General features: G+C 70.0%; 14 protein-coding genes and 1 tRNA gene. 10 read left to right on the forward strand and 5 right to left on the reverse strand.

Going from position 1 to position 15,882, the window contains the following annotated elements:
• Position 1: 1 nt before the first annotated feature.
• Positions 2–979: a tryptophan--tRNA ligase gene (trpS, locus tag BLT25_RS05855; protein ID WP_091043146.1), complete on the forward strand. Its 978-nt coding sequence runs from the start codon at positions 2–4 to the stop codon at positions 977–979.
• Between the two features lie 99 nt (positions 980–1,078).
• Here the strand turns inward: trpS and BLT25_RS05860 are convergent, their stop codons facing one another.
• A complete protein-coding gene (locus BLT25_RS05860) occupies positions 1,079–2,530 on the reverse strand; it encodes an MFS transporter (protein WP_091043149.1) in 1,452 nt (483 codons plus the stop codon).
• Positions 2,531–2,787: 257 nt separating this feature from the next.
• On the opposite strand from BLT25_RS05860, the gene BLT25_RS05865 reads away from it, so the two are divergent.
• The 3 genes from BLT25_RS05865 to BLT25_RS05875 all read left to right on the forward strand — a co-directional run bounded on the left by BLT25_RS05865 (position 2,788) and on the right by BLT25_RS05875 (position 4,776).
• Complete coding sequence (locus BLT25_RS05865; protein ID WP_091043151.1) at positions 2,788–3,897, forward strand: ScyD/ScyE family protein; 1,110 nt, start codon at positions 2,788–2,790, stop codon at positions 3,895–3,897.
• A gap of 494 nt (positions 3,898–4,391) precedes the next feature.
• The gene (locus tag BLT25_RS30650) at positions 4,392–4,520 is read left to right on the forward strand and encodes a type IV toxin-antitoxin system AbiEi family antitoxin (protein ID WP_176883648.1); all 129 of its coding nucleotides are present in this window, start codon (positions 4,392–4,394) and stop codon (positions 4,518–4,520) included.
• Positions 4,510–4,776: a hypothetical protein gene (locus tag BLT25_RS05875; protein WP_091043155.1), complete on the forward strand. Its 267-nt coding sequence runs from the start codon at positions 4,510–4,512 to the stop codon at positions 4,774–4,776. Before BLT25_RS30650 ends, BLT25_RS05875 begins: the two co-directional genes overlap by 11 nt.
• Positions 4,777–4,779: 3 nt before the next feature.
• Here BLT25_RS05875 and BLT25_RS05880 read toward each other — a convergent pair whose 3' ends face one another.
• The 3 genes from BLT25_RS05880 to BLT25_RS05890 form a co-directional block, all read right to left on the reverse strand.
• Positions 4,780–6,237: an alkaline phosphatase PhoX gene (locus BLT25_RS05880; RefSeq protein ID WP_091043158.1), complete on the reverse strand. Its 1,458-nt coding sequence runs from the start codon at positions 6,235–6,237 to the stop codon at positions 4,780–4,782.
• Positions 6,238–6,410: 173 nt separating this feature from the next.
• Positions 6,411–7,871 (reverse strand): alkaline phosphatase PhoX, encoded by a 1,461-nt coding sequence (locus BLT25_RS05885; RefSeq protein ID WP_091043160.1) that lies wholly within the window; start codon positions 7,869–7,871, stop codon positions 6,411–6,413.
• Positions 7,872–8,294: 423 nt separating this feature from the next.
• The gene (locus tag BLT25_RS05890) at positions 8,295–9,245 is read right to left on the reverse strand and encodes a 5'-nucleotidase (protein WP_091043163.1); all 951 of its coding nucleotides are present in this window, start codon (positions 9,243–9,245) and stop codon (positions 8,295–8,297) included.
• A 99-nt stretch (positions 9,246–9,344) separates the two neighbouring features.
• Between BLT25_RS05890 and BLT25_RS05895 the strand changes: the two genes are divergently transcribed.
• Positions 9,345–9,417, forward strand: a tRNA-Pro gene (locus tag BLT25_RS05895).
• Between the two features lie 8 nt (positions 9,418–9,425).
• Here BLT25_RS05895 and BLT25_RS05900 read toward each other — a convergent pair.
• Positions 9,426–9,899 (reverse strand): PNPOx family protein, encoded by a 474-nt coding sequence (locus tag BLT25_RS05900; RefSeq protein ID WP_143033645.1) that lies wholly within the window; start codon positions 9,897–9,899, stop codon positions 9,426–9,428.
• Positions 9,900–9,982: 83 nt separating this feature from the next.
• Between BLT25_RS05900 and BLT25_RS05905 the strand changes: the two genes are divergently transcribed.
• From BLT25_RS05905 to BLT25_RS05925, 5 genes are all read left to right on the forward strand, one after another.
• Positions 9,983–11,098, forward strand: coding sequence for a sensor histidine kinase (locus tag BLT25_RS05905; RefSeq protein WP_091043168.1), 1,116 nt, complete (start codon positions 9,983–9,985; stop codon positions 11,096–11,098).
• Positions 11,095–11,868, forward strand: coding sequence for a LytR/AlgR family response regulator transcription factor (locus tag BLT25_RS05910; protein ID WP_091043171.1), 774 nt, complete (start codon positions 11,095–11,097; stop codon positions 11,866–11,868). The genes BLT25_RS05905 and BLT25_RS05910 overlap by 4 nt, the downstream gene beginning before the upstream one ends.
• A 1-nt stretch (position 11,869) precedes the next feature.
• Positions 11,870–12,238 (forward strand): hypothetical protein, encoded by a 369-nt coding sequence (locus tag BLT25_RS05915; protein WP_091043174.1) that lies wholly within the window; start codon positions 11,870–11,872, stop codon positions 12,236–12,238.
• Positions 12,235–13,767 (forward strand): sodium/solute symporter, encoded by a 1,533-nt coding sequence (locus tag BLT25_RS05920; RefSeq protein ID WP_091043176.1) that lies wholly within the window; start codon positions 12,235–12,237, stop codon positions 13,765–13,767. Before BLT25_RS05915 ends, BLT25_RS05920 begins: the two co-directional genes overlap by 4 nt.
• 266 nt (positions 13,768–14,033) lie before the next feature.
• The gene (locus tag BLT25_RS05925) at positions 14,034–15,779 is read left to right on the forward strand and encodes a hypothetical protein (RefSeq protein WP_091043179.1); all 1,746 of its coding nucleotides are present in this window, start codon (positions 14,034–14,036) and stop codon (positions 15,777–15,779) included.
• The last annotated feature ends 103 nt before the right edge of the window (positions 15,780–15,882 follow it).

Raw genomic sequence — 15,882 nt, forward strand, 5'->3', positions numbered from 1 at the left:
CATGACGAAGCGACTCTCCCTCATCACTCCCTCCGGCCGACTCACCCTCGGCAACCTGCTCGGCGCGCTGCGGCCGATGCGATGTATCGAGCCTGTCGAGATGGCCGCCACGGCCGACTCCTCGGCCTTCTACGGGCTTTCCGACCTGCACGCGCTGACGCTGCCGCACGAACCGTCGGTGCTGCGTACACGAACGGAGGAGATGGCCCTCCTCCTGATGGCCTCCGGGCTCGAACCGGCCACGTTGTTCATCCAGTCCCACGTCCCCGCGCATCGCTCGCTCGGCTATCTGCTCGAGTGCGTCGCACACACCGGCGAGCTGGGCCGGATGATCCAGTTCAAAGAGAAGTCCCGCCGGGTCGGGGCATCGGTGCGCGCGTCGCTGTTCACCTATCCGGTGCTGATGGCGGCCGACATCCTGCTCTACGGGGCGACCGAGGTGCCCGTCGGTGACGACCAGCGCCAGCACGTCGAGCTCGCCCGCGACATCGCGATCCGGTTCAACACGACGTACGGCCGGGTCTTCTCAGTCCCCCAGGCGGTCCATCCGGCGGCCGGGGCTCGGATCATGGATCTGGCCGACCCGACCCGCAAGATGTCGAAGTCGGCCGGAGACGAGCACCCGGGGTCGATCTTCCTGCTGGACGATCCCGATGCCGTACGCCGCAAGGTGGCCCGCGCGGTCACCGACTCCGCAGGGGACGTCTCCCGCGACGAGGAGCGGCCGGGGGTCACCAACCTGATCGACATCCTCGAGGCCTGCGGTGGATCGGCGGCGGGCCTGTCGGGCTACGGCGCCCTGAAGGCCGCGGTCACCGACGCGGTCGTCGCCGAGCTCGAGCCGATCCAGAAGCGCTACCGCGAGCTCGCCGCGGACCGGACGTACGTGACGCAGGTGTACGCCGCCGGAGCCGAGAGGTGCCGCGACGCGACCGCGCCGGTCCTGGCGGCTGCTGAGGCGGCGATCGGACTGGCGTGAACGCGAGTCGCGCCCTGTAACACGCTGTTCGTAGGACTACTCGCCCTATCTGAACGGGCGAGAAGTCCTACGAACGACGTGTTACAGGGGCCGGAACCGTCAGATCCGTACGTCGGCCAGCTCCCCCACCCGCGCACCCTGCGGCCGCAGGTAGACCACGAAGGTGACCAGGGCGCAGATGGCGTAGAAGACGGTGAAGGCGACGAACGCCGACTTCGTGGCGTCGAGGGGGTTGTCGACCCAGGGGCTGTTGAAGGCGATCGGGATGAGGAAGCCACCGACCGCGCCGACGGCACCGATGATGCCGACCGCGGCGGAGGACTTCTTGGTCGCGCCGACGAGCGCGGCGTCCCGCTCGGTGGTCCCCGGGGTGGTGGCCAGCTCGGCCTCGCGACGGAAGATCGACGGGATCATCTTGTACGTCGACCCGTTGCCGATGCCGGTCGAGGCGAAGACCAGCATGAAGAAGCCCAGGAAGGCGGGGAACCATGCCTGGTTCGCCTGCGCGATGGCGGGCGAGGCGTCCGGGTTCGGGGTGAGCTGCATCAGCGTCCACAGCACGGCAAGGGTGAAGACGACCATCCCGACGAACGCGCCGAGCGTGACCTTCGCACCGCCGAAGCGGTCGGCGAGCCAGCCACCGAACGGCCGCGTCGCGGAGCCGACCAGCGCGCCCAGGAAGGCGAAGTAGGCGAAGTAGATGCCGGTGCCGAGCGGCGCGGGCTCGGGCACCCAGAAGTTCAGCTTGATCAGCAGCGGCATCGCGGCGGAGTAGCCGATGAAGGAGCCGAAGGTGCCGATGTAGAGGAACGACATGATCCAGGTCTGCTTCGACTTCACCACCGAGAGCTGCTCACGCACGGGCGACTTGGCGGAGCTGATGTTGTCCATGAAGAAGAAGGCCGCGAGGATCGCGATGACGGCCAGCGCCGCGTAGACGAACGCCGCCCGCTCCAGGTGGATGCCACCGGACGAGGCCTTGACCAGCCCGAAGATGCCCGCACCGCCGACGATGACCGGCAGCAGGAACTGGATGAGGGCGACGCCGAGGTTGCCGCCGGCGGCGTTGAGGCCGAGTGCCGCACCCTTCTTCGAGGCGGGGTAGAAGAAGTTGATGTTGGCCATCGAGGAGGCGAAGTTCCCGCCACCGAGGCCGGCGGTGGCGGCGATCAGACAGAAGACCCAGTAGGGGGTGGACGGCTGCGTGACGGCGTACGCGAACCCGAGGGTCGGCACGAGCAGCAGCGCGGCCGACATCATCGTCCAGTTGCGGCCGCCGAACTTCGGCACCGCGAGGGTGTAGGGCACCCGCAGCAGCGAGCCGACCAGGTTCGGGATGGCGATCAGGAAGAAGAGCTGCGACGGCGTGAAGTCGAAGCCCTGAGCGACCAGGAAGGCCGAGGAGACCGACCAGATCAGCCAGACCGAGAAGCCGAGGTGCTCGGCGAAGATCGACCAGATCAGGTTGCGGCGGGCGGTCTTCGCCCCGGTCTCCTCCCAGAAGGTGGCGTCCTCCGGACGCCAGTCGTCGATCCAGTGGCGGCGGCTCATGTGGGCTCCTCAGGTGCGGGCGGTCGGCGAGATGCCACTCACCATCGCCAGCCCACGTTTCAGCAGGCGCCAACCCTCGCGCGCAGGCCCGTCAACTTCCTCTCACGACCTCACAGGGCTCACAACCTCACCGCTGCCACCGAGAAAGGCGTTACCCAAACCGGGCGATTCGATCGCCACCGGAGGCAATGAGACTGAACAACGACCGGCGACGACGCGGTCGCCGGTCGATACAGACAACACAAGGAGGACACACAATGTCCAGACTTCCAAGGTGTCTGACGGCGGCTGTCGCACTGATCCTCGGCGCGGCGCTCATCGCCACCACCCCGGCAGCACAGGCTCACTCGAAACCCAAGCTGCCCAAGGGCGTACTCGCGTCCGGCCTGCTCTCCCCGCTCAGCGCGGCGGTGGGCGAGGACGGGACGGCGTACGTCTCCTCGAACTTCGCCGGGCAGATCCTGAAGGTCCGGCCGGGCAAGTCGCCGAAGGTCGTCTACACCGATCCGAACGGCTACGAGGTCGGCGGGCTCTCGGTCCGCGACGGCGTGGTGACCTTCGTGGTCACCCGGTCCAACCGCGAGACCTTCGAGAACACGGGCAGCTGGCTGAAGCGGCTCTACCCCTCGGGCAAGGTCAAGACGGTCGCCGATCTGCACGCCTACGAGACGAAGCGAAACCCAGACGGCCGTACGTCCTACGGGTTCCGCGACGGCGACACCGACTGCAACGCGAAGTGGCCGGCCGACATCGGCGCGCCCGCGGCCTACAAGGGCGGCATCGACTCGCACCCGTACGCCACCGCGCTCACGCACGACCGCACCTACGTCGCGGACGCCGGCGGCAACAGCATCCTGTCGGTCTCCTCGCACGGTCACATCCGGACCGTCGCGACCCTGCCGGGGATCCCGTACACGTTCACCCCGGAGGTGGTCGCCGGCTTCGGGCTCGACCCGTGCTTCGAGGGCCGGACCTACTACTTCGAGGGAGTCCCGACCGACGTCGAGACCAGCCACCACGGACGTCTCTACGTGTCCAGCCTGCCGGGCGGACCGGAGGGTCCTGAGCTCGGTCCTCGCGGCAGCGTCTTCAAGATCGACGCCAGGACGGGACACAAGAAGCAGGTCGCCAAGGGCTTCCTCGGCGCCACCGGTGTCGCGGTGAGTCCGCACGGCACGATCTACGTGGCCGAGATGTTCGGCAACAAGATCACCGCCGTACGCCACGGCCACCGCTGGACCAAGGCTTCACCGCCGACTCCAGGGGCGGTCGAGTGGACCAGGTGGGGCGTGGTCGCCACGATCGACGTCCTCTCCGGCACCGACGGCAGTTCGGCGCCGGCCGGGAAGCTGGTCAACCTGGGCTGACACGCAAACGAAGGGTGTTCAGTATTTGCTGCTGTTCAGTTGGTCTGAACAGCAGCAAATACTGAACGGACGTGATGATGACCATCGACCCCGACTGGCCGACGCTCGAGGAGCACTGGTCCTCGCCGGAGATCGTCCCCTGTTGCTCTGGACTCAGAGCATCCCGCCGAAGACCGCGGACGCTCTTCGTCGCGCCGGCGTTCAGTACGCAGCGGCGTATCGGTGAGTCTGGTGAACGACACGCTGCGGCTGCTGCACGGGTCGGGCTACGACTTGCCCACGCCCGGGAGGAGGAACGGCGCCCTTCTCGATCACTGGGCCGCGGCGCTCCCCAGCGGACTCGCGCCCTCGGCTACGGCTTGCCGGCTTCCACGGGGACATCGACGTCGACGACCTCACGCAACCGGACGGGCCAAGCCTGCCGATCTTGAACCGCTGGCGCACCGACGGCACCATGAACGTGTTCGTACGCCGGAAGTTCTGGAGCGATCCCGGTGCGGAAGAACGCCCCAGCCGAGCCGCGTCGACTCAGCCCGTGGCCACTTGTCTACGCCGACCTCTTGGCAACCGGAGACCCGCGCCTACGCACCATCGCACAGGTGCTGCGTGACCATGAAGCTTGATCTCGCAGCACCGCTCGACCTGGGGCTCGCGGACGCCCAAGACATCGGCGTCGTGCTGTCGTGGTACTCCGACTCCGCAGAGGTCAGCGATTCCCTCTACGAGACCGAAGCGGGCAATGAGGTTCTGGCCACCGAAGAGTATGACTCGACGCTTGCCGCCGCGCATTGGCTCGGTCGCGCTGATGCCAGGTCGCTTGACCACCTGCGTACGCGGCGGGCGGCCAGGGCTGCCCTCCGCGTACGTCTTCTCTCCTGATCCTCAGCCGAGGTAGCGCTCCCACGGGCCGGTGATGGCCAGGGTGTAGCCGGGGTCCTGCATGTTGACGAAGAGGACCTTGCCGTCGGGCGAGAAGCACGGGCCGCAGAACTCGGAGTCGTTGAGGTCGTTGCGGGCGATGGCGTACGCCGGGCCGCCGGGGAACGCGCCGAGCACGTGCGAGGCGCCGGTGCCGTCCTCGGCGAGCACCAGCGAGCCCCAGGGGGTGACGGTGACGTTGTCGGGGCCGTCGAAGGTGAGGTCGGTGTACTTCGGCGCCGGGGCATCGTCCTCGGACTGCGTCTGGTGCGGGAAGTACGTCACCAGCTGGATGGTCTCGGCCGCGTAGTCGTAGAACCAGACCATGCCGTCGTGCGGGCTGGCGTCGGCGGGGAGATCGGTGTCCTCCCACGCGTAGGAGTTGACCACGTAGACACCCTCGTCGGTGCCCCACACACCCTCGAACTTGCGCCCCCGGGTGACCTCGCCGTCGGCGAACTGCTCCCGACAGGGAGTCGACTGCGCGTCGCGCTCGGGGACGGTCTTCCACGTCACCGGGAAGGGCTGGCCCATCTGGGCCGAGGTCAGGTAGGCCACGTCGGGCAGCACCGAGCCGTCGGGCAGGATGATCTGCATCGCGGCGAGCGTGCCGGCGTCGTCCGCCAGCTCGGTGAGCACGCCCGGACCGAGCCTCACGCCGGCAGGGGCGGTCCAGCGGTAGAAGAGCCCGTTGGGCTCGTCGGCATCCTCGGAGAGGAACACCTTCGTCCTGGTCCTGTCGATCGCGAGGGCCTCGTGGTCGTAGCGGCCGAAGGCCTTGATCGGGCGCGGGTCGGCCGAGCCGTCGGCCCAGACCTCGAAGACGTAGCCGTGGTCCTTCTCGTAGACCCCCGTGCTGCCGTCCTCGCCCTCCCACTCCTCACCGGCGTCGTTGACGGTCTCCTCGCAGGTCAGCCAGGTCCCCCACGGCGTCGGGCCGCCGGCGCAGTTGGTGGAGGTGCCGGAGATCGCGACGAACTCGCCGAAGTTGGCCCCGCCCGCGTCGGTGGTGATCACGGTGCAGCCACCCGACGGCGCGCCCGGGTCGTAGACGGTGCCCTCGACGAGCGGCACCGGTACGCCCTCCCCGGGCTCGATCTCGTGGTTCTGGATGAGCGTGTAGCGCCCGCGCCTGCCACCGAGCACCATCATCCCGTCGTGGTTGGACGGCGTCTCCTCCCCCGTCTTCAGGGTCGTCTCACCGGCGGAGGTGACGATGGCGTACGCGAACCCCTCGGCCAGCGCGAGGATCCCCTTGGGGTCGTCCACGAGCGGCGGGAACGGCTCGCGGGCACGCTTGCGTCCCGGGGTGCCGGGCCGCGCGGGCTTCGCCTCGGCGAGAGCGGGAACGGCACCGGCAACGGCCAGGCCGACCCCGGTCGCGGCTCCTCCGGTGAGCAGGGAGCGTCGAGTTGCAGGCATGGGTTGAACTCCTCGAGCGAAGGTAGGGGATCCCGAGACAGGTCTCAGCCCTCAACCCAAGCCACTCCGCAACACCTGCGCGCGCGCCCGAGATGAACCTCAGGCGACGGCGCCGTGAAACGTAGGCGGCGGGCGGCCCGAGCCGCCCACCGCGTACGTGTTCGCCCTGGGCCTCAGCCGAGGTAGCGCTCCCACGGGCCGGTGATGGCCAGCGTCAGCCCCGGGGACTGCATGTTGACGAAGAGCACCTTGCCGTCCGGCGAGAACGCCGGTCCGCAGAACTCGGAGTCGTTGAGCTGGTTGCGCGCGATGGCGTACGTCGGGCCGCCGGGGAACGAGCCCAGCACGTGGGAGGAGCCAGAGCCGTCCTCGGCGAGCACCAGCGAGCCCCACGGCGTGACGGTGACGTTGTCCGGGCCGTCGAAGACCAGGTCGTCGTAGGCGGGACGGTCGTTCTCCCACGCCTCGTCGTTGTGGGGGAAGTACGTCACCAGCTGGATGGTCTCGTTCTTGTAGTTGTAGAACCACACCATGCCGTCGTGCGGGACCGCGTCGGCCGGCAGGTCGGAGCTGTCCTCACCGGCGTAGGAGTTGACGACGTAGACGCCCTCGTCGGTGCCCCACACGCCCTCGAACTTCTTTCCGCGGGTCACCTCGCCGGTGGCGAACTGCTTCCGGGTCGACACCTCGCGCGCATCGCGGTCGGGCACCGGGATCCAGCGGACCGGGAACGGCCGGTTGAGCTGGGTGGAGGTCAGGTAGGCCACGTCGGGCAGGATCGAGCCGTCGGGCAGGATGATCGCCATCGCACCGAGCTCGCCGGCGTCGTCGGCCAGGTCCTCCGCGATCCCGGGCCCGAGCTTGTAGCCGCGCGGAGCCTTCCAGCGGTAGAACAGCCCGTTCGGCCCGGAGGCGTCCTCGGAGAGGTAGACGTGGCGGCGGTCCTCGTCGATCGCGAGCGCCTCGTGGGCGTAGCGACCGAAGGCCTTGATCGGGAGCGGCAGCTTGCGGCCGTCGGGGAAGACCTCGAAGACGTACCCGTGGTCCTTCTGGTAGCCGTTCCCCGAACGCGTCTCGGTCTCCTCGCAGGTCAGCCAGGTCCCCCACGGGGTCGGGCCGCCGGCGCAGTTGGTGAGCGTGCCGGAGATGCCGACGAACTCGCCGAGGTTCTCGCCGCGCGCGTTGGTGGTGATCACGGTGCAGCCGCCGGCGGCGGTCGCGCCCGGGTCGTAGACCGTGCCCTCGACGTGCGGGACGCCGTACGTCGCGTTGCGGCCGAGCTCGTGGTTCTGGATCACCGTGTAGGTGCCGCGGCGACGGCCGGCGAAGACCGCGTTGCCGTCGTGGGCGCCCGGGGTCAGCTCGCCGCTGTCGAGCTTGGAGACGCCCGCGCGGGTGATGATCGTGTACGAGAAGCCCTCGGCCAGCGCCAGGATCCCGTCGGGGTCGTCGACGAGCGGCGGGAAGGCCTCGTACGGGGTGGGCGCGTACGTTCCGGCGCCACCGGATCCGCGCCCGTTCCTTGCGGTGGCACCGGGGGTGGATTCGGCGAGCGCGGGCATGTTCCCGGCAATCGCGATCCCGACGCCGGCGGCAGCGCCACCGGCGATCAGAGAGCGACGGGATGCAGGCATGGTGGTACTCCTCGGAGCTTGGTAGGGGATCCCGAGACAGGTCTCGGCCCTACTCAAGCCACTCCACATCACCCGTGCGCCCGCGCGAGGTGAACGTCAGGCGGCGACGCCGTGAAACGTACGCCGGAGGCGACTCAGGCCGCTCCGAACAGGCCGCTCAGGCCGGTCCTCCGGGCGGGGCCGGAGCGCCCGCTCTCCCACGCGTACCCGCACCTGCAGCACATCAACCGCCGGCGGCCCCCCACCGAACGCGAGAGAACCCGGATCTCCTCGTCTTCGGTGCACTTGGCACACATAGCCGAAGTCATCGAGTGAACTCCTCGCACTTCTCAAGTGAACAGAATCTGTACAACTCCGCCCAGGGTGACATATGCGAGGGCCCATCCACCAGATGAGAACCTCCTGTGGATGAACTGTAAAGCGCTATTGACCAGCGGGAACGTCGTCGGCGTTGGCCACGCCGTAGGGGACGTGGACCCCGGCGATCGACCCGACCGCCTCGTCCAGGTGGGTCGTCTGGTCGTCGAAGAAGATCAGCGGGCGGAGCACCTCGAGCACGCGCACCTTCTCCACGCCGCCGAGGAAGAAGGCCTCGTTGACATGGACGTCCCAGGACTGCAGCGACCGGATCGCCCGCTCGTGGGCCGGAGCGCCGCGGGCGGTGACCAGCGCGATCCGCAGCCGCGGCTCGTATCCAGGGGACTCCAGGCGGCGCTGCTCCTCGATCCGCTGGATCCGGTTGAGGTCGCGCAGCAGCGGCTGCAGCGGCCCGGGCTCGAGCGGCTCGGCCTTCCGGCTCGCCTCATAGACCCGGTAACGCTCGATCCCCTCCTCGCGGAAGACCCGCTCGGAGCCGTCGTCGGCGAGCACACCGTCGAAGTCGAAGGCGACGACGACGGAGCGGTCCGTCTCGTCGTACGTCGCCGCCGACGGCAGCACATGCCCGGCCGGGAACCCTTCGCGGCTGGCCGCGATGACGTCCTCGCGGTTGCCGCTGAGGAACAGCGACATGTCGAGCGCGCCGATGTAGGGGTGGGGCGAGCGGCCCTGGGTGAAGACCGCGCGGGTCATCGGAAGGCCGTGGTGCTCGATCGAGCGCATCACCCGCAGCCCGGTGTTGGGATCGTTGCGCGAGACCACGATCACCTCGACGAGACCGTCGTCGGCGTCGGGCGCCAGGTCGTTGAGGCTCAGCAGCCGCTTGATGAACGGGAAGGCGACCCCCGGTGCGAGCGGATCGTCGATGCGGTCGTCCTGGTAGCGGCGGTAGGCGCTTTCACCGTGCTCGCGGAAGTACGCATCCGACTCGGTGAGGTCGAAGAGCGCGCTCGACGCGATCCCGACCACCAACCGGTCCCTCAGCTCATATCCCACGCGTCGCAACCTACCGCCGATAAATCGTGTGCGTTCCGGCTCCAGGCCTGTCTACGGTGGGTGACATGCAGCAGCGACCGCGCCCGTGAAGACACTGCACGGGTTGTGGGGAAGCGGCTATCCCTCCTGGGTTGGGTCCAGGCGATCGCGGGTTCGAGTCCCGCCAACCCGACGATGACCTCAGTCCACGTTGGTGACGCGGAGGAACTCCTGGACGTCGAAGACGGCGCGGAAGACGCCGGCGCCCTTGGGAAGCAGAGGCGCGACCTCGGCGTACGGCACAACGCGCGGGTCGGTGACCCGGTGGTCGACGCCGTCGTGGACGATCGTGGCCGAGTTGGCGGCCAGCACGTTCTGGGCCCAGTCGACCTTCGAGGTGTAGGGCAGATTGATGACGAAGCCGTCGGGGGTCGGGAACGGCGTGACCGGAGTGGCGTACTCCCGTCCGCTCGCGCGGCCGACGTGGAGGACGACGCCGTTGGTGACGCCCTCCATCCCGGCGGTCTTCAGGGCCTCGGAGGCGAATCGCTTCGAGAAGGCGCGGATGCGGTCCTGAAGCCACGGCGACTTGTTGCGCATGCCGATCACGAAGGCGGCCCCCGCGCCCGCCACGCCGACGGCCAGGAGACCCGGGATCACTCGACTCAATCGCATGCTGCCAACGTACATCGGCGGGTGACAGATACCGTGTGCGTCGTCACACTGGAGGTCTGATCCACCGGAGGGAAGGAGCGCGGATGCGGCGCTGGCTGCGCACCCCGCTGGGCACTCACCTGGGCACCGAGGCCGACCGGGCGACCTTCCGCACCCTCCACAACGCATCGCTGGCGAGCCCTGCGCTGCGTGGCGGCCTGACCGTCGACAGCGCCGAGCGCGCCGCCCCGCACCTGCAGGCGCTCCTGGCCGCTCCCGCGCTCGCGATCACCGACACCGACGGTCTGCTCGCCTGGGAAGGCATCGGCACCCACCACCAGGAGCACGCGACCAAGCTGGCCGAGGGGACGCTGGAGCGCGGCGCGACCAGGTTCTACGACCGCGTCGACCTGGAGTGCGGTCAGGCCGGCTGCCCGCTGCACTCCGCCGTGGTCAGCCCGCTGGTCGTCGACGACCACCTGGTCGGCACGCTGCAGGCGTACGCCCCGGACACCTCGGCGATGATGGTCCGCGCCACCGACGAGGTCGCGACGTGGGTCTCCGGTCAGCTGGAGCTCGCCGAGCTCGACGCGTCTCGGCGGCGCCTGATGGAGGCCGAGGTGCGCGCGCTGCGCGCTCAGATCAGCCCGCACTTCATCTACAACTCGCTGGGGGCGATCGCCAGCTTCGTACGCACCGATCCGGAGCGTGCGCGCGAGCTGCTGCTGGAGTTCGCGGACTTCACCCGCTACTCCTTCCGGACCCACGGCGAATACACCACGCTGTCCGAGGAGCTCCGCTCCGTGGAGCGCTACCTCCTGCTGGAGCAGGCCCGGTTCGGCGAGCGGCTCTCGGTGCGGCTCTCGGTGGCACCCGAGGTGCTGCCGATCGCGGTCCCGTTCCTGTGCCTGCAGCCGCTGGTCGAGAACGCCGTACGCCACGGTCTGGCCGACGCGCAGACCGGCCACATCTCCATCCGGGCCGCCGACAGCGGCACCGAGTGCGTGATCGAGGTCGAGGACGACGGCGCCGGCGAGGACCCGGAGAAGGTGCGCAACGCGCTGGCCGGCGGCGCCGACTCGGTCGGCCTGGGCAACGTCGACGCCCGGCTCCGCAACGCCTACGGCGACGACTACGGTCTGGTCGTCGAGACCGCCCCGGGTGCCGGCACGAAGGTCATCCTCCGAATCCCGAAGTTCGCCCCAGGAGTGCACACATGACGGGCCGATCCACCCAAGCATTCGCCGCGCGCCAGGGGGCGCCGGGAGGCCGGCTCCGCATCCTGGTCGTCGACGACGAGCCGCCGGCGGCCGACGAGCTCTCCTACCTGCTCACCCAGGACGCCCGGGTGGCGGAGGTGCGCACCTGCCTGAACGCGACCGACGGGCTGCAGCAGCTGCAGGGCTCGGGCGTGGACGCGGTGTTCCTCGACATCCAGATGCCCGGCCTGAACGGGCTGGAGCTGGCCCGGCTGCTGGCGCGGTTCAAGACGCCGCCGGCGGTCGTGTTCGTGACCGCTCACGAGGAGCACGCGCTGGAGGCGTTCGACCTGCGTGCGGTCGACTACGTGCTCAAGCCGGTCCGCGCCGAGCGGCTGGCGGAGACCGTCACCCGGCTGATGGGCAGCGTGCCGGAGGAGGAGCCGAGCGGTGACGTACAGATCCCGGTCGAGCTCGGCGGCGTCACCCGCTTCGTATGGCGCTCCCAGATCACCCACGTCGAGGCACAGGGCGACTACGCCCGGCTGCACACCGCCGACGCCTCCCACCTCGTGCGGGTCCCGCTGACCCAGCTCGAGCAGGAGTGGGCCTCGGCCCGGTTCGTACGCATCCACCGCTCGCTCCTCGTCAACCTCGCCCACGTGACCGAGGTGCGGTCGGAGGCCGGACGCTGCTCGGTCGTCGTCGGCGGCGCCTCCCGCGGGACCGAGCTGCAGGTCAGCCGCCGGCACACGCGCCAGCTCAAGGACCTGCTCGCCCGGCGAAGCTGACATGACCGAACCGCAACGCGTACGCGTCACCGGACCGCCCCGGCGACGCCCGGCCGTCCGCCGGGTCGACGTCGACGAGGACACCCGCCTCGGCGAGGTCTACCTCGGCTCGCTGATGCGCGCCCAGCTCTCGATCGCCGTACGCACCCTGGTGGTGCTCCTCCTCGGCGTCGGCTCGCTCCCGCTGCTGTTCTGGCTGGCTCCGGGCCTGGTCCGCGCCGCGCCGTTCGGCGTCCCGCTCCCCTGGCTGCTCCTCGGGGTGCTGGTCTACCCGTTCCTGTTCCTCCTCGGCCGCTGGTACCTGCGCGGAGCGGAGCGCAACGAGGCCAGCTATGCCGACCTGCTCCGCTCGGACGACGAGACGCCATGACCTTCGACTCCGCCCCGGCGATCGTCGCGGTCACGCTGGTCACCCTGGCGACGCTGACCATCGGCACCTGGGGGCTGCGGTTCAGCCGGACCACGAGCGACTTCTACGTCGCCTCCCGGTCGGTACGCCCCGGCCTCAACGCGAGCGCGATCGGTGGGGAGTATCTCTCGGCCGCCTCCTTCCTGGGCGTCGCCGGGCTGGTGTTCACCTCGGGCGCGGAGATGCTCTGGTATCCGATCGGCTGGACCGCCGGCTATCTCGTGCTGCTGACCCTGGTCGCGGCCCCTTTGCGCAGGTCAGGTGCCTACACACTGCCCGACTTCGCCGAGGAGCGGCTCGCCTCACGCGGCGTGCGGCGGCTCTGCTCGCTGCTGGTCGTGAGCATCGGCTGGCTCTATCTGCTGCCCCAGCTGCAGGGCGCCGGGCTGACCCTGGAGCTGGTCGCGAGCGCACCTCGCTGGGTGGGACCGGTGCTCGTCGGGACGGTCGTGCTGGTCAGCGTCTTCTCGGGCGGGATGCGCTCGATCACGTTCGTGCAGGCCTTCCAGTACTGGCTCAAGCTGACCGCGCTGCTGGTGCCCGTCGGGGTGCTGGTCGCGGTCTGGGCCAACGACGGCGCGCCCCGCGCCGACCTCAGCCAGGCCTGGTCGCTGCCCATCGGCACCGACACCACGACCGGCCTCTACGCCACCTACTCGCTGATCGCGGCGACGTTCCTCGGCACGATGGGCCTGCCGCACGTGGGCGTCCGCTTCTACACCAACCCCGACGGCCGCGCCGCCCGCCGCACGACCCTGGTCGTGCTCGCCCTCCTCGGCGTCTTCTACCTGCTGCCACCGATCCTCGGCCTCCTCGGGCGCGTGTACGGAGCCACCCCCGCCTCCGCCGACACCCTGGTGCTCGAGCTGCCCGGGCTGATGGTCCCCGGCTGGGCGGGTGACGCCCTCACCGGACTGGTCTGCGCGGGCGCGTTCGCGGCCTTCCTCTCGACGTCGTCGGGCCTGGCGATCGCCGTCTCCGGCGTGCTCTCCCAGGACGTGGTCGTCCCCCTGCTGCGCCGCCGGGGCAGCCGCTTCGGCGGCGTCGCCGCCTTCCGGATCGCCTCCCTGGTCGCCGTCTTCGTCCCGGTCGCCGGCGCCCTGCTGACCCCCAGCGTCGGGGTCGCCCGCGGGGTCGCCTTGGCCTTCGCGCTCGCGGCAGCCACCTTCTGCCCCTTGCTCCTGCTCGGCATCTGGTGGCGCCGGCTGACCGCCTACGGCGCCGCCACCGGGCTGGTCACAGGCCTGGTCACCACGGGGTCGGCCGTGGTGTTCACGATCAGTGGATCGCGTACGGGCACGTGGGCGGATGTCGCGCTCACCCAGCCGGCGCTGTGGGCGGTGCCGCTCTCCTTCGCCGTCATGATCCTCGTCAGCCTCACCACCTCTGCCCGCATCCCCGCCCACACGACCAGACTTCTCGTACGCCTCCACACCCCTGAGCCCACGCTCGCGTCCCCCGACCGCCGGCCGCAGACGTCATCGGCCTAGCGCCGGCCGCGGGCAGCGGCAGAGGTCAAGAGGCAGTGATCTCCGCCCTAACCGACGTGGTCCAACCGTGACCGTCACCACCGCTGACCTCCAACGAGTGCGGCCCGGCAGCGAGTGGCTCCACGTACGCCCAGTGGATCCCAGGGGCGCGGGGCCCGAAAGTCGTGCATCTGGCCGAAACGCGCACGCGCCGACGCGTGCCTCGCTAGTCTGACGGACCGTTCCTGGGCATGCCTAGGTCCTTCGCGTCGATCCGGGAGCCGGCGATGGATGAGAGTTCGGACGTCGGCGCCGACCTGGGTCTGTACGTGACAGCTGCCGGTGGCCTGCTGGGCGTCTGGCATGCGGCCGGCGGACGTGAGGTCGACGGCTTCGCAGACGTGGCGCTGACAGCACTCGCGGGAGTGCTCGGCGCCTTCGGCGGGCTCCTTCTCGGACTGCTCGTCGGAGTGGCGCTCCTGGTCGTCCACACGGTCGCGGTCGCCCCTGCGGTCGGGTGGTGGCGACACCGGAGGTTCGGGCGCGCGACGCTCGTCGTCCTGGCCTGGACGACAGTCATGACAGCCCTGCTCTGGTGGTGGCCCGACCGCTTCCTCCCCGCCTGCCTGATCGCGGGCTTCGGGGGCTGGTCCGTGTTCCTGGCCCGCCGGCGGTTCGGCGAGTGGGCGAACCTCGGCGGCGTCGCCGTCGCCACCCTGATGGGCGAGCAGCTCGTCTTCGGCAACCTGCTCTCCGCGACGTACGTCGCGCCGATGCTCCTGCTCATCATGGCGTGGCTCTCCTGGTGCGGCTGGCGGGCGATGCGCACGTCGCGACGGGTCACGGTGCGTGCCGCGGCCGACATCGTCTGGTCGGTCCAGCTCGGTCTGCTGCTGTCGCTGGCGCTGGTCTGGCTGGCCGGCGTCCTCTCGCTCTCCCCGACCCAGGTCACGGCGACCCGTGCCGTGCTGGAGAGGGCGCAGTCGCTGACCGCGGTGCACTGGGCGTACTGGCTGACCGCCTACACCGCGATCGCCGTGAGCAGCTTCCTCGTGCTGCGGTGGCCGCAGCGCTTCGGGGAGGTCCGGCTACCGGTCCTCGGCGTGCTCGACACCGGGAAGCGGACGCTGGCCGGGATCAACATCGGCCTGATGGTCGCGCTGGTCTTCACCATCACCGCGGTGCCCGTCTCCGAGGGAGCCTGGAAGCGGCAGGTCGAGGAGCGGTACGCCCTCGAGACGCGACACGTTCAGCGCTCGGAGGGCGAGGAGGCGGCGTACGAGCAGATCCACCAGTACGTGACCGCGAACCGCCGCGTCGCCGCCCAGCTGAAGCCGATCGTCGTGGCGGTCCACGAGGCCGCGCCCACCGAGCCGGGACAGCCGGTATCGGACAGCGGCCTCGCCATCGCTCGTCAGCTCGGCCGGTTCCAGGCGGCGACACTCCACCTCGGGGACCGACGGCCGGCGCCGGTCGCGGTGCTGTCCGGTGATCCGGATGTGAGCGAGGCGTTCGCGGCGCTCGACGAGGCACAGCATGCCCGGTCGCAGCAGGAGACCCGGTCCGGCCGGTTCGCGGACGCCGCGGCGGCCGCGGTCGCCAGCACGCTGGACATCCCCGACATCGGACGCAACGAGGTCCTCCACATCGTCAAGGCCTACCTCGGCGGGCTGGTCGAGGAGGGCCGGGTGCGAGACCTCTTCCAGAGCTGGGCCGCCGGCGAGTCGGTCCGGCCCGCGATCAGCCGCCTGGTCTCCATCGACGTGCCCGCCCTCTACGACGCCGCCTACGACCTGGCGCGGAGGGCGGCGGTCCGGGCGGGCGTGGACGTGATGGCGTTCAACGCGACGTACGGCCTCGGTCTGACGATGCCGGGCGAGTCGCGGCAGCTGTCCGAGGTCGTGATCCTCGCTCGCCAGACCCACCACCTGACCGACGGCGGCAGTCCGTGTCCGGGGTGTGTGCATCCGCCCGAGGGCGGTGGCACCCAGACCGGTGGCGGCACGTCCGGTGGCGGCGGCCGGCGCGGGTAGACCAGCCACTCGACGTACGAAATCGACCGCTCGTCGCTCGACTGCACCGCCCACCGAGGGACGGCGCGTTACCCCGCGACGACCGGTCCGGCCGACCCCTAAT

The sequence above is a fragment of the Nocardioides sp. YR527 genome (genome assembly GCF_900101045.1).
In the GTDB taxonomy this organism is placed as follows: Bacteria; Actinomycetota; Actinomycetes; order Propionibacteriales; family Nocardioidaceae; genus Nocardioides.

What these genes read in the sequence shown, in the direction of transcription:
- trpS (WP_091043146.1), top strand. Translation starts at nt 2, where the DNA reads ATGACGAAGCGACTCTCCCTCATCACTCCCTCCGGCCGACTCACCCTC.
- BLT25_RS05860 (WP_091043149.1), bottom strand. Translation starts at nt 2,530, where the DNA reads ATGAGCCGCCGCCACTGGATCGACGACTGGCGTCCGGAGGACGCCACC.
- BLT25_RS05865 (WP_091043151.1), top strand. Translation starts at nt 2,788, where the DNA reads ATGTCCAGACTTCCAAGGTGTCTGACGGCGGCTGTCGCACTGATCCTC.
- BLT25_RS05875 (WP_091043155.1), top strand. Translation starts at nt 4,510, where the DNA reads ATGAAGCTTGATCTCGCAGCACCGCTCGACCTGGGGCTCGCGGACGCC.
- BLT25_RS05880 (WP_091043158.1), bottom strand. Translation starts at nt 6,237, where the DNA reads ATGCCTGCAACTCGACGCTCCCTGCTCACCGGAGGAGCCGCGACCGGG.
- BLT25_RS05885 (WP_091043160.1), bottom strand. Translation starts at nt 7,871, where the DNA reads ATGCCTGCATCCCGTCGCTCTCTGATCGCCGGTGGCGCTGCCGCCGGC.
- BLT25_RS05900 (WP_143033645.1), bottom strand. Translation starts at nt 9,899, where the DNA reads ATGCGATTGAGTCGAGTGATCCCGGGTCTCCTGGCCGTCGGCGTGGCG.
- BLT25_RS05905 (WP_091043168.1), top strand. Translation starts at nt 9,983, where the DNA reads ATGCGGCGCTGGCTGCGCACCCCGCTGGGCACTCACCTGGGCACCGAG.
- BLT25_RS05910 (WP_091043171.1), top strand. Translation starts at nt 11,095, where the DNA reads ATGACGGGCCGATCCACCCAAGCATTCGCCGCGCGCCAGGGGGCGCCG.
- BLT25_RS05915 (WP_091043174.1), top strand. Translation starts at nt 11,870, where the DNA reads ATGACCGAACCGCAACGCGTACGCGTCACCGGACCGCCCCGGCGACGC.
- BLT25_RS05920 (WP_091043176.1), top strand. Translation starts at nt 12,235, where the DNA reads ATGACCTTCGACTCCGCCCCGGCGATCGTCGCGGTCACGCTGGTCACC.
- BLT25_RS05925 (WP_091043179.1), top strand. Translation starts at nt 14,034, where the DNA reads ATGGATGAGAGTTCGGACGTCGGCGCCGACCTGGGTCTGTACGTGACA.